The sequence below is a fragment of the Deminuibacter soli genome, assembly GCF_003412455.1.
Classification (GTDB): domain Bacteria; phylum Bacteroidota; class Bacteroidia; order Chitinophagales; family Chitinophagaceae; genus Deminuibacter; species Deminuibacter soli.
On sequence record NZ_QTJU01000006.1, the window covers coordinates 249,323 to 262,261 of the forward strand.

Annotated in this window: 10 protein-coding genes; 8 read left to right on the forward strand and 2 right to left on the reverse strand. The window is 38.7% G+C overall.

What is annotated here, in order from left to right; translation table 11 throughout:
* The first annotated feature begins 182 nt into the window (after window positions 1-182).
* From DXN05_RS16890 to DXN05_RS16910, 5 genes are all read left to right on the forward strand, one after another.
* Complete coding sequence (locus tag DXN05_RS16890) at window positions 183-1,595, forward strand: class I SAM-dependent methyltransferase (RefSeq protein ID WP_116848443.1); 1,413 nt, start codon at window positions 183-185, stop codon at window positions 1,593-1,595.
* Window positions 1,588-4,074 (forward strand): sensor histidine kinase, encoded by a 2,487-nt coding sequence (locus DXN05_RS16895; RefSeq protein WP_116848444.1) that lies wholly within the window; start codon window positions 1,588-1,590, stop codon window positions 4,072-4,074. The genes DXN05_RS16890 and DXN05_RS16895 overlap by 8 nt, the downstream gene beginning before the upstream one ends.
* 11 nt (window positions 4,075-4,085) lie before the next feature.
* Window positions 4,086-6,098 carry a hypothetical protein gene (locus tag DXN05_RS16900; RefSeq protein ID WP_116848445.1) on the forward strand — a complete coding sequence of 671 codons (2,013 nt, stop codon included), beginning with the start codon at window positions 4,086-4,088 and terminating at the stop codon, window positions 6,096-6,098.
* Between the two features lie 165 nt (window positions 6,099-6,263).
* A complete protein-coding gene (locus DXN05_RS16905; RefSeq protein WP_116848446.1) occupies window positions 6,264-6,749 on the forward strand; it encodes a DUF262 domain-containing protein in 486 nt (161 codons plus the stop codon).
* A gap of 52 nt (window positions 6,750-6,801) precedes the next feature.
* Window positions 6,802-7,953 (forward strand): HNH endonuclease family protein, encoded by a 1,152-nt coding sequence (locus DXN05_RS16910; RefSeq protein ID WP_116848447.1) that lies wholly within the window; start codon window positions 6,802-6,804, stop codon window positions 7,951-7,953.
* Between the two features lie 299 nt (window positions 7,954-8,252).
* Here DXN05_RS16910 and DXN05_RS16920 read toward each other — a convergent pair whose 3' ends face one another.
* A complete protein-coding gene (locus tag DXN05_RS16920; protein ID WP_116848449.1) occupies window positions 8,253-9,803 on the reverse strand; it encodes an FAD-dependent monooxygenase in 1,551 nt (516 codons plus the stop codon).
* Window positions 9,804-9,926: 123 nt separating this feature from the next.
* Window positions 9,927-10,742 (reverse strand): SDR family oxidoreductase, encoded by an 816-nt coding sequence (locus DXN05_RS16925; protein ID WP_116848526.1) that lies wholly within the window; start codon window positions 10,740-10,742, stop codon window positions 9,927-9,929.
* A gap of 127 nt (window positions 10,743-10,869) precedes the next feature.
* Here DXN05_RS16925 and DXN05_RS16930 point away from each other — a divergent pair, with 127 nt between their 5' ends.
* From DXN05_RS16930 to DXN05_RS16940, 3 genes are read left to right on the forward strand one after another with little or no spacing between them, the layout of a single operon-like run.
* Entirely contained in the window at window positions 10,870-11,139 is a 270-nt protein-coding gene (locus DXN05_RS16930) for an ACT domain-containing protein (RefSeq protein ID WP_116848450.1), read from the forward strand.
* Window positions 11,103-12,110 (forward strand): sensor histidine kinase, encoded by a 1,008-nt coding sequence (locus DXN05_RS16935; RefSeq protein WP_116848451.1) that lies wholly within the window; start codon window positions 11,103-11,105, stop codon window positions 12,108-12,110. The genes DXN05_RS16930 and DXN05_RS16935 overlap by 37 nt, the downstream gene beginning before the upstream one ends.
* Complete coding sequence (locus tag DXN05_RS16940; protein WP_116848452.1) at window positions 12,107-12,871, forward strand: LytR/AlgR family response regulator transcription factor; 765 nt, start codon at window positions 12,107-12,109, stop codon at window positions 12,869-12,871. The genes DXN05_RS16935 and DXN05_RS16940 overlap by 4 nt, the downstream gene beginning before the upstream one ends.
* Window positions 12,872-12,939: the final 68 nt, after the last annotated feature.

Below are 12,939 nucleotides of genomic sequence, written 5' to 3' on the forward strand. Positions count from 1 at the left end.
AATTATGGTAACTGTTATTATAAGCGACAGGGAAAGTCAGTTGTGAAATGAGTTGGAGTTGCAACAGTATCATAATTAAAAAACCATGTAATTTTTTTTACATAATTAATTGCTTTTCAGTTAATTAGGAAAATAGGTGGTATTTTAATATATTTGTTCACACTTACATAGCGACTCACATAATGGAAATAATTGAAAAGGTTCCCAAAATAAAACGAGTATATTCAGGTCATGACGCGCCTGCGTTCTTACCTGAAAATATTGACGAAAAAATTTGTAACGAAATAGATGCCTTGACTGAAGAAAATAACACTTTTTGGTCTTCGCCAGATCACGATAGAAGTGAATATCTGCACAGCTTTTTCCAATATCCAGCTATGATGGTTCCGATAGTCCAAAAAAAGCTCATTGAGATAATTATAAGGAACCAACCTGAAACTCTTAATGTGCTTGATCCCTACATGGGATCAGGTACTTCGCTAGTTGCCTGCATGGAAAATGGATTAAATTGTTATGGACAAGACATAAATCCTCTAGCTATATTAGTTACAAAAACCAGAACAGGACCTTACTATGTTAAAGCCATTAAAGAAAGAAAGGAAGAGTTTTTTGGAAGGTTTGATAATGATCGTTCTAATAAGATTGAAGCCAATTTTAAAGGGCTAAAAAAATGGTTTAAAGATTCAGTTTCAATTGAACTTTCAAAAATAGCACGAGCTATTCGAGAAGAAGATAGACCCGCTATTCGTCGCTTTTATTGGGTTATATTAGCTGAAGTTGTAAGGCTTACATCTAATGACCGGACTTCTACTTTTAAGCTTCACATCCGGGAGGCGAAAGAAATCGAAAACAGAAATATATCTCCAATACGGGTATTTAAAAGTCATTTTGAAAATTGCATTGAAGACTTGAATTGGTATTCAGACTTGTTACTTAAAGCAGATAAACTTTCTAAAGGTGCATATATTGGAGAAGTAACGCTTAAGCTGTGCGATAGTAAAGAAAAAATCTATACGCCAACAGGAGAAGGAAATTTCTTTGATCTGCTTGTAACATCACCACCTTATGGTGATAATAAAACTACTGTTACTTATGGGCAGCATTCATACCTTCCATTGCAATGGATCGATTTGTCGGACATACATGAATTAGCAACAAACGACTTTTTAAAAACCACTTCAGAAATAGATACAAGAGGGCTAGGAGGTAAGTTAAAAAGAATAGAGGATGACAAATTGGAAATTCTGTTTTCAATATCCCCATCTTTTCATAGTACATATTTAAAACTCAAATTAGCCTCACCGGACAAACTGAAAAAGGTAGTGAATTTTATTTATGACCTATATCTCTCGATAGTTAATATTCATTCTTCTTTAAAAATAAATTCCTATCAAATATGGACTGTGGGAAATCGAAACGTTGGGGGAGTTGAAATTCCAAATGATAAAATTATTAAAGAACTTATAGAAAATGAGGGAGCTATTTTAATTAAGAAGATCTCACGAGAAATACTTCATAGAAGAATGGCTAAGAGGAATAAAGACGCTGAGTTAATGACATTTGAAGACATTTTAATCTTTAGAAAAATTGCCTGATCAACCTTTTTTTAGAATAAGCGCTGCCGTTGTTAAACAACTTGGCGAAGAACTTGTGTCGGACGAGTTGACGGCGATAATGGAGCTAGTCAAAAACTCTTACGATGCTGATGCTGACTGGGTGAAGATTACTATTGGAACCTCTGGACACCCTGCTGAAAATGGCCTTACCTTTAATGATACGACCAATGGGTACATCATTATTGAAGATAATGGAACAGGAATGACATATTCAGACATAGTTGACAAATGGCTGTTTATTTCGGTGTCACATAAAAGGGAAATGAAGGCAAAAGGAGAAGTGACTGACAAAAAAAGAACTCCATTAGGGGACAAAGGCCTGGGGCGGTTAAGTACACAACGACTAGGAGATGTATTAGAGATGTTTACAGGGCAAAAAGGACAACCCGAACTACATCATGTGGCATTTGATTGGCGGCATTTTACTGAAGATGGTGCATTAGATTCAGTAAATACAAATTATAGTAAAACAGAAAAAAATATAACTAAAAAGGGCACTAAATTAATAATTGCCCAACTTAAAGATCCAGAAATTTGGACATCCGAAGCTGGTGATAAATTTAGAGGGCAGTTATCAAAATTAATTTTTCCCTTTAAAGAAGAGCGCAAATTCAATGTTTATCTAAATATAAATGGACAGCCATTTGATCTCGATGAGATTAATGATAAACTGCGTGAATTGGCTGTCACCCGTTATAAAATTGATTTCGATGGTAAAACAATCTCTTTAAATGGTACGATAAAATTTTCAAAGTTACAAGGCAATAGCTCTGTAAAAAATGAGATTTTCAATGAACTTATATTAAAAGATAATGGAGTAAATTTCTTCTCTTTTCTTACACAAAAAGATGGCAATCCCAAACATTCACTGCCCTATCTAAAATATAATGGGAAGAAAGGAATTTATTTTTCCTTTGAAAGATCTTATGATTTTGAAAAAGATATGTCTCCTGATAAAATCTTAGACGATATAAAACAACACCTAATACCAGCAAACCCTGGTTCATTTAAAGGTGAAATCGACGAATTTAATTTAGGTGGAACCGAAGAAGTAGAGTCCGCATATGATAGACTTTCTGAATATAAACAGCTGGTTAAAAATCAAATTGGAATTCGAATTTTTCGAGATGGTTTTGGTATTAAGCCTTACGGTATGGAAAATAAAGATTGGCTTGACCTAAGGAGGAGTCAAACCTCAGGAGGCTCTTTTTATCTACTGCGGCCTGAAAATATTATTGGATTCATTAGTATCACAGCTAGCGACAATAGATGCTTAGTCGAAAAGACAGATAGAGAAGGCTTCATGGATTCGCCATTTTCGCGAAATTTTTTTAAGCTAATCAATCGTGCAGTTGAAGATATAAACATCGTCTTAGGAAATACAAGGAGAAGTTATGATATTTATCTAAAGAAGGAATCAGAAACAAAGGGAAGTATTAGATCGTTCAATGATGTTAAGGAACGTCTTGTAGCAACTTCAAAAAAATCTACTGCAATCGAAAATGAAACTAAAGAGGTTGCAGTTCAACTAAAAAATACTAGAGCAAAGGTTGCTGCTGAGGTTAGAAAAACTAAGACCGAGCCTTTGTTTGCAACTCCCGAGCAGCAAAAAGCACTGGGATTGCTAGAAGAAGTTGAAAAAATATTAAATGACGCTCAACAAATATTCGATCAAGTTTCTGGAATTTTAGAAGTCGCAAAGAACCTGGAAAATGATGCTAATTACTTAGAGCCACGACTCGCCGAACTGGAAGAGCAAATTGTACAATTCTCGGAACTAGCTGGATTAGGAATTACTGCTGAAGCATTTACACACGAAATGTATACTATAATTGACCGAATCGGAACTCAGACCGACACCGTACTGGCTCAGTTGAAAAAGTCTAAATCGGCAGATGCTACCTTCTTTGTCTATACAGAACACGTGAAAAGTTTTATTGTTTCCATTCGTAGACAATTAAATCACATGGCACCTTCCTTACGTTTTAATCGGGAAACTAAGGAAGATATTTCATTATTAATATTTGCAAATGAAGTAAAGGAATATTATGAGACCCGGTCAGGTAAAAAAATTAGCATTAAGATAATTAAAACAGAAGATTTTACGATCAGAGTTAATAAGGGTAAAATTACACAGATAATTGACAACCTAATGCTTAATGCTGAATATTGGCTAAATGATTTAAAAAAAACTGATTTAAAATTTGAACCGACAATAACTATCGAGATAAAAAAGCCATTTTTGTTGTTATCGGATAACGGATATGGAATTTCGCCTGCTGTAGAAGAAGTGCTATTTCAACCTTTTGTTACAACTAAGCCCAAAGGAGCAGGGAGAGGACTAGGACTATTTGTTGTTCAGCAGTTACTAGATACTATTGGTGGTTCTATTATCTTACTTAATAAGCGTAATTCCCACGGACGACGCTATATGTTTCAAATAAACCTCGAATCCTAAAAGTGCACTTCATGGCAGAAACAAACGAACCAAAGGCAGCACATCAGTCATATGAAGATCATGAGAATGTCGCGGAAACTTTATTGACCAATATAGCTGAAATCCTATCTAAATTAAGTATTAAAAAAGTCTACTTTGTAGATGATGCTATTAAATTACCCATAGATAAGGCTACATTTATTGGATTAGTTCGTACCATCATAGGGGAAAATAAGATGGACCAATTAAGAGAGCTTTCGATACAAAACGCACTGGATTTAACTTTGGAAGATGATATTTTACCAGAGCATATAGACTCCACCTGGGACAATATTAAACCACGCAAGCAGTTAAGCTATTATAAAAAGGCGTACGAACTCGTTGGAGAACCTCAAGCAATCAATGACCTAAATGTTGCTAACAATGTGAAAGAGTTTTTTGCTGATGGTGTTTTGATATGCCTCACTCCAAATGAATGGATAGATCAAAGAGATGCTATTTTGCAAGGGTTGCCAGAAGGGGAAAGAATTCTCGTTCTTTTCGATCAGGACTTAAAGCTAGCTGGTGATCCTTTTACTGTGACAAAAGGAGAAGACCTAATACTGGAAGTGAAAAATAGAAATATACCAGATAAGATAATTGCCACTCTTTTTACTCATACCACCACGGACATCGCAAATGAATTAACTGACAGACAGGTAATATGTGAGAATGGAAAAGGGCTAAGTGTAGTAGACTTTTTTCTCCTTTCTAAATCTCGTTTGAATAAACATGATCTGTTTACTGATGGAATTAAAAAAGCTTGTTTGAATACTTTTTGTGAAGTAATAAAAGATAGGACAATAACAATTATTGAAGAGGCACAAGCTAAAACTATCGAAAGATTAAGAACTTTTGATACATACGATTTTGATCATACAGTATTTAAAACATCATCTACAGAGGGTGTATGGGAACCAGAGACGTTATTGAGAATAACCGATGTGCTATTTAAAGATAATGTCCGCGAGCTTATGAATGATGGGAACTATGTATCCCAAGTTAATGACACCATTTGTTCTGCAAAAGAAGTATCTAATATAGAAATTGCAATTAAAGATGCTAAACCGGTTCCCTATAACAAAAAGTTCGAATTGAGGCATCAAGAACTTTTTGAATCTGATAAGCATTTAAACGAATTGCGGAGGCCTATAGATAACGGTGACATTTTTGTCATTACAGACGGTGAAAAAAAGAATAAGCATTACATTCTGGTAGCTCAAGAATGTGATATGATGGTAAGAGGAGATAATGGCAAAAGAGGATCTGAAAGTGCTATTTTTCTGGAAATAGAGAAACTGTCTTCTGAACAGCTATTCACTGAAATGAAACGGAAGTACGAAGGTGAAATAAAAAAGAAGAAATTCGCAAATCATTTTTTTGCCGACAAATATCAGCTCGAATATTTTGAGAGAGGAACTGACAAAAATGGTCTTGTACACTTTAAAAAGGATATTGTTATAGCTCTGAATGTACTTGATCTCATAGTATTTAATAGCACAGGTGAGGCAGTCTTGGATTTAAATGCTCCTACGTATGATAAGCGATTTCATAATTCAGCATGGCAACAGCGATATGAACTTATTAAGGATGAATTTGAAAAATATGCTCAAGAGTTGGATTCGCATAATGGAGTACTCGATGCCATCTCCAATGAATTCATCTCGGAAGCTCAACGTAATGCGATAAAAGCCCATCTTCGGCACCCATTTAGTTTTCTGGAAAAAGTAGGAATCCTTGTCAATTATTCTAATAGGAAATTTAACTTCGGTATTAAGCGGGTTGGTAGGTTGAGGCTACCTAAATCAAAGAATTTGTTAGATCGCTATTATCAGCATTTATCTAGATTTGCTGAACTTCATGATTTTGCTGGGGATACATCGAGTCAAGGAGGCTACTCAAAGACTCCAAATCAGGTTAAAAAAGTGGAAGCTTCTGGACAATCAGAAAAGGCTTCCATTACCAAACCTCCGACTCCCGACGTTCCATCTATTATCCCTGAATAAATTTCAATATTCCAGGGCTTAGGAGATCATAAGAATAGTTAAGACTATTTATACTACGGAGAGTAAAATTCTCTGTTGAATTTTTGAAAAATTGGAGATTAACTTATTGATTAGATAATCTATTCCTATTTTACAAAACAGGTTAGAAATTTAATAAATTATGTCATGTCGATAAGCAAAAGTCAAACAGAAAAAATAGGTTCCATTTTTAATGGAAATAGATTTGTAATTCCGGCCTATCAAAGAAAATATAGCTGGACTAATACCGAATGTAAAGACCTATGGCAAGATATAGAGGAGAGTGTTAATGATAGGATGAACCATTTCCTTGGTACTCTTTCATTTAAAGAAAACAAGGTGATTGGATTAACTACTGACACTGTTTACGAAATAATAGATGGTCAGCAGCGTATTACTACACTTTTTATACTCTTAAAGGTTCTAATTGATAAACTTGATGATTTTGCAACAAGAGAAGGCTTACAAAGAGCATTTATTGGTTCCAAGGACAACTTAAAACTTAAACCTTTAGGGGTAGATGGTGATTTTTTGGCAAATCTTCTTTTTGAGTACGATAGTATAAAGGCCGACAAAATATATGTTAGGAGTCATAAATATATGTATTCTGCAATGACATTGTGCATTTTCTAATTCATTATCTCAGGAGGATATTGAGCAACGACTTATATTCATAAGGGATAAAATGGATGTGCTTGTCTTTAATGTAGAAAATCAAGCACAAGCAGTTAAGATGTTTTCTATAATTAATGACAGGGGATTACCATTAAGAATTCTTGATAAAACGAAAAGCATTTTAATGCTTTATTCAACCCTCCACTTAAAGGAAAAATTGAATAATGCTATTAACGCAAGGTTTGAGAAAATTTTCGATGCTTATGATGATTTGCTTGTATGGAAAGACAATCTCGGAATATTAGGTCGCATTGATGAAAATACAGTTTTTACGCAGCACTATTATTCAGCCAGGAAACTTTTTCCTCAAACTTGGAACAATAGAGATGGTGCTGATACGATTTTTAACAATCTTAAGAATCGTTGTGAAGAATTAAAGGACAACCAAGAAAGACTTGAAGAATTTATAAGTGAGTATATCGATGATTTTGAGAAATTTGCGGTTGGCTATTCCGATCTTATAAAAGCTGTAAAAACAAAGGAAAGTTACCATAAACTATTCAGGTATCTTGAATTCACAGCAACTCTATATCCACTAATTATTAGGCTCTATATTCAAAACAAACTAGATGAGTTGTTAAACGTTCTTGAAGCTGTGGAGGTTAGAGTCTATAAGCTTAGGGGTACAAATCCAATAGCAGATATTTATTGGCTGAGTTCTTATGTTGCCGAAAAATCACCTTCAGTTGATGAAATTAAAAATCATCTTGTAAATTTTAGTGAAAAATTTGTTAACGATCATGTCCTAGCAACATATCTTGATGGCGCACTTTATAGTAACGGAGCTGTTAAATATATTTTATTTGAATATAGTAGAGCGAATTTCGATATAGAGATGTATAAGAAATTTCAAGTAGAACACATCTTTAGCAAGGATCCAAATTTTTCTACCTCAAGCTATGGCTTTTCTGAAGACTATGAATACGAAAAAAATCGAATAGGCAACCTATGTCTTTTAGAACAAGACCTAAATAGTGGAATTGGCAACCTGCCACCAATAAATAAAGTGTCTAGTTATCTTGATTCTATAGTTGCAGAAACCAGGTACTTGGCTGGGGAAATACAAAAAGGTGGCTTTTCCAAAGAAAATGTAGATTCTAGGAGAAGAGAAATTATAAATTTCTGTATAAGTCGTTTTAAATTAACTCCTCAAATTTCATAATATAGCTTAAGAGAGGCATATCTACTTCGATCTTCAAACTTCTTTTGCTTATTTGGTTAATAGTTTTATCAGTTTTTTTTATTTAAAAAAGATAAAATATCATCAAGGCTTTCATTTAAAAGGTTCGAAAACTGTCCCTCGTAGCCCGCCAAAAAAACAAAAACTCCCGGCCTGCCGGGAGCTTTTGTTTGCAGCAGACCGATCAAGTTTACCTGAATCGGGATGCGAAAACAAAAATGAAGTGAGCGAAGCGAACGCATTCATTTTTTTGAAGCGCTCCAATTGAAATGGCGAATCCATCAAAAGCCAAACCCTTCTTTGTTTCTTCTGTCAATAGCTTCCTGCGATCTTGGAATCAACGCCTCCATGCCAAAGTTTACCACATCTGCTTGTACTTCGTCAATAAAGGGGCGAAAGGCATGATTGTAGTGCGCAAAGGCCAGTTCATAATCTCCCTGGCAGTTCTGAAAGGCATCTGCCAGGGCTGCGGCCCCGTCAATGGCCAGTGAGCCGCCCCTGCCGGCAGCTGGTGAGGCACAATAACCCGCATCACCTACCAATGCTACACGGCCTTTGGTCCACGACGGCATTTTCATTTGACATAGTTTGTCAAAATAAAAAGTTGTCGACTGCTGTACTTCTTCCAATAGTTCGGCTGTTCGCCAGCCAGTGTTTTTAAACTGATCAAGAATAATATTCCGCTGCTGCTGCTCATTCCTGTAATCATAAGCAATCTCCTGTTCTGCAAAAAAGGCAAGGCAAATATCCGTTTTACCGTTATATGCATTAAGCATCACCGTCTTGCCAGGCTCGCTGTACATTTGGGTTGTATACTCAGGGATAAGCAACTTATTAACGATAGTAATAGAGAAATAAGCTTGCAGAAACCGGGAATAGGCAGCTTCCGCACCAAACCAATATTTTCGTACAACAGAATGAATACCGTCACAGCCAAATACCAGGTCAAAAGTCTGTGGCGCCCCATTTTTAAAGTTAACTTCCACCTGGTCACCTTGCTCCTTTAAGCCAGTGATGCTTTCTCCGTAAACAAACGCCACGTCATCTTTAACCAGCTGGTACAACATATCTAACAATATATCACGCTCTATCTCATACTCTGTTTCACCGCTATCTGCTTGTCTTTTTTGCGTCAGGTCAAGCCTTTCTGTTATGTCGTGCGCATTTTTGAATTCTACGGATTTCATCAGTAATGCATTCAACTGTATCTGATCCAATAAGCCCATGCGTTTCACAATGCCGATGGTATTGCCTAAGATGTTTACCGGTTTGAAGGCTTTGGCTACAAATTCAGACCTGGACAGGCGATCACCTGATGGCATGCGCTGTTCCCAATAAAATGACAGCACTAATGCAGTGAGTGCATTTATCTGATCTTTTAACAAAGAATGATACAGCAGGTCCTTTTCCCGTTCCGAAAATTTGATGCAGAGTGATACCGCCTCAGTAAGCAGCGCAAACATACGATCGTTTAAAGCCATAGGCGCCGCGGGTAAAATATCTTCAAGTAATTTCAGGTACCCGGCATTTAGGTTATCATTGGTTACCGCCCAGGCACTCACCACTATATTTTTAAAAGCTGCTATTCGGTGCACCTGGTCAGGATGCATATAGATGATAGACGGAGCATTGATATGATATTGCTGAAAGTCAATTTCCATGGTTACGTTTCCTGCTTCCAGCAAAAAGAAGGAATGGCGATCGTGGCGTTCCGGTTGTTCCCATTGGCCCAAATCAGGCAGATATTCAAAGCAGATACGCTCAATGAACACACCGCCGCCCCACTCGTCACCAAAATTATTTACAGGGATGCCCCGGGCATTTTTACGCATTGCTCAACCTCTTTACCGGTAAAATTAAGCATTCAGCAATACCCTGTAAACGCCAACCGGCGCAACCCATCAAAACAGGTTACGCCGGTTGGTTATCGCATGCACGGCTATTTCACTATTTCCTTACGCAAAATTTGCCGCAACTGTTTCCAGGTATTGTTCAATAGGCACGCTGTTGCGCAGGGCCAGCAAATCTTTGCCGTCCTGGCCTATCACATTCCTGAATTGTTTGCTGGCGCCGGTGGCCAGGCTGTATATCACGGTAACAATAGTCATCGGGTCGCTCAACACGCGCGTGGTATCACCCATAATGGCTTTTAGTTTGGCGGTAGTTGCATCGTATGCATCTATGGCCGGGTTTTCATTCCAGGCAATGTTGTGCTGAAAATTATTATCGGCAGAACCACCCTGCTCTATCAAATGCAGGTCAATGTTTAAAGGCTTCAATTCATAATACAGGCCTTCCGTTAATCCTTCCAGTGCAAATTTCGACATGTTGTACAACGAGCCAAGCGGCACCGCTGTAGTAAGTCCCATCCATGAGCTAACATTGATAAACCGGCCACCCTGCTGCTCACGAAAATGTGGTAAAAAACCCCTGATCACATTTATAGGCCCGCGTACGTTTACAGCAAACTGCCAGTCAATATCCGCCTCTTTGGCCAGCTCCAGCGCACCGTAGGTACCCATGCCTGCATTGTTAAGCACCACATCAATTTTACCAAACGCAGCAACGGCAGCTGCAACGGCAGTTTTCACCTCATCGGTTTTGGTAACATCCAGTTTAAATATCTTGATATTGTTATACTGTGTCAATTCCGTTTCTTTCTCAGGGGTGCGCATGGTGGCTGCAACATTCCATCCCTGTTCTGCAAAATATTTCGCGGTCAATTTGCCTAATCCCGAACTGGTGCCTGTAATAAATATCGTCTTTCGCATCATATAATCGTTTTAATATTGAGCTGTAAAATTACACAATCACTGATATAACTTTGTAACCAGTATAACATATGATACCAAACAGGCTATTCAACCGGCACAGTATCAGCACATTAAAACCATCACCATGTCCGGCGAAACCAACCTGCAACAACTCCTCAAAACCATGCAGCCGCATGTAAACGAAGGCACGTATGTATTGTGCACAGTCAGCGATTTATCTGCGGTTCCGTTAAACCAGGTGGTTATGTTTTTCAAAGAACAGGAAGCATACACCCTTATCCTGTACAAACACCGGGCAGATGCGCTGCAACTCTCCTATACATTTACATCGTACATTAGCACTGTTAAACAAGCCGCATGCGCATTTACACACCCCTGTCTGCCCGCCAGGTAAAACAGCTGTACAAGGCAGCAGCCATCACCTCGCCGTTGATAGCGCTTATGCTCTCAACCCCGGCCGTACTGCTGGCCCGCAAAGCACCTACCGTACTGTTGTGGGCAGTGCCCCTGCTTACTTTTTTTATTTTCATTGCCTGGGTCATTCAAATACAGATGATCCGTAAAATACGGTTTACCAAACAGCGGTACCGCTTTTATGCATCCAGCCTGGTCATGATCACTGCTTCCTTTATTGTCTACTATATATTCCCCGAGCTGTTTCCCTTTCATGGTGCGGCCTTTCACATCACGCGCACGGTGAACATTCTGTCGGTAAATGGGGTGGTGTACATCATCAGCAATTACATCCTGCTTATTTATACACAAAAGCAATTGTCTGCCGAAAATGAGCAACTCAAATTCGCCAATCTCGAAGCCCGTTACCAGATTTTGCAAAACCAGGTAAACCCGCATTTCCTGTTCAACTCACTGGGCACAGCCAAATCACTGATACGTAAAAACCCGGCTATTGCAGATGAGTACCTGGTTAAGCTGTCCGATTTTCTGCGCATCGGTTTCCAGCGCAAAAACGATATCGTTACTGTTAAGCAGGAGCTGGCCCTGTGCCGGGATTATATTGCCCTGCAGCAAATGCGTTTTGGTGAAGCCCTGCATTTTTACGTACATATTTCCGACGAAAAATACCAGCAATACCGCATGCCTTATTTTGCACTGCTTACCCTGGTCGAAAACGCGGTAAAACACAACAGTCTTACAGAAGCAGAACCGCTCACCATACAGGTAAGCAATACCGGCGATACATTGATCGTGGAAAACAACATACAGAAACGTTTTCTGCTGGAAGATTCTACCCGTATGGGTTTAAACAACCTTTCCGAACGTTACAGGCTGCTGTTTAACGAGCCGGTTGTAATTGAAGAGCAACCCGCTACTTTCAGGGTAACGCTTAAAATGATGCACCCATGAACCTTGTTATTATAGAAGACGAAAAGTTCCTGGCCGAAGAACTGGAGCATACCATCGGATCTCTTCGGAGCAACTGGCAGGTAGTAAAAACGCTGGCCTCCGTAAAAGAAGCCATTGCCTGGTTCAGCAGTAATAACCAATACCAGCTGGTGTTTAGCGACATCCAGCTGGGCGATGGCTTAAGTTTCGATATTTTCAAACAGGTATCGCTACGGGCACCCGTTATTTTTTGTACCGCTTATAACGAGTATGCCATCGATGCGTTTAAGAACAAGGGTATTGATTACATTCTCAAACCTTATAGCCGGCAATCCATTCGCGAAGCCATTGAGCGTTACGAGGCGTTGAAACAGCAACTCGGCTCCCCGGCCGATTACCAGGCCATTGTAGACCTGCTGCGTCAAAGCCAGCAGCACAAACCGGCTCCTGCTTCTTTGCTCGTAAACCATAAAGACAAAATTATTCCCGTTAACACTGCGCAGGTGGCTTTGTTTTACATTCACAACGGCCTGGTTAACCTTATCGATTTTAATAAAAACCAATACATCATCAACCAGCCGCTCGATGAGCTGGAGAACAGCCTTGGCAGCGATTTTTACCGTACAGACAGGCAGCACCTCGTAAACCGCAGGGCCATTAAAGATGTATCGCAATACTTCGCCCGCAAGCTGCTGCTTAACCTGCTGGTCGATTACCCGGAGCCTATCACTATCCGGAAAGAGAAAAACCTGCATTTTTTAGACTGGCTGGCCAAAAACTGATACCCGCTGTCTAACCCAGCGGGTATTTTGTCTAACTCATCCCGAAACAGCTTCCTGCAACGGCACCG

Bases quoted from the DNA above. Each gene is read 5' to 3' on its own strand.
- DXN05_RS16890 (WP_116848443.1), top strand. From the start codon at position 183: ATGGAAATAATTGAAAAGGTTCCCAAAATAAAACGAGTATATTCAGGT.
- DXN05_RS16900 (WP_116848445.1), top strand. From the start codon at position 4,086: ATGGCAGAAACAAACGAACCAAAGGCAGCACATCAGTCATATGAAGAT.
- DXN05_RS16905 (WP_116848446.1), top strand. From the start codon at position 6,264: ATGTCGATAAGCAAAAGTCAAACAGAAAAAATAGGTTCCATTTTTAAT.
- DXN05_RS16910 (WP_116848447.1), top strand. From the start codon at position 6,802: ATGGATGTGCTTGTCTTTAATGTAGAAAATCAAGCACAAGCAGTTAAG.
- DXN05_RS16920 (WP_116848449.1), bottom strand. From the start codon at position 9,803: ATGCGTAAAAATGCCCGGGGCATCCCTGTAAATAATTTTGGTGACGAG.
- DXN05_RS16925 (WP_116848526.1), bottom strand. From the start codon at position 10,742: ATGCGAAAGACGATATTTATTACAGGCACCAGTTCGGGATTAGGCAAA.
- DXN05_RS16930 (WP_116848450.1), top strand. From the start codon at position 10,870: ATGTCCGGCGAAACCAACCTGCAACAACTCCTCAAAACCATGCAGCCG.
- DXN05_RS16935 (WP_116848451.1), top strand. From the start codon at position 11,103: ATGCGCATTTACACACCCCTGTCTGCCCGCCAGGTAAAACAGCTGTAC.
- DXN05_RS16940 (WP_116848452.1), top strand. From the start codon at position 12,107: ATGAACCTTGTTATTATAGAAGACGAAAAGTTCCTGGCCGAAGAACTG.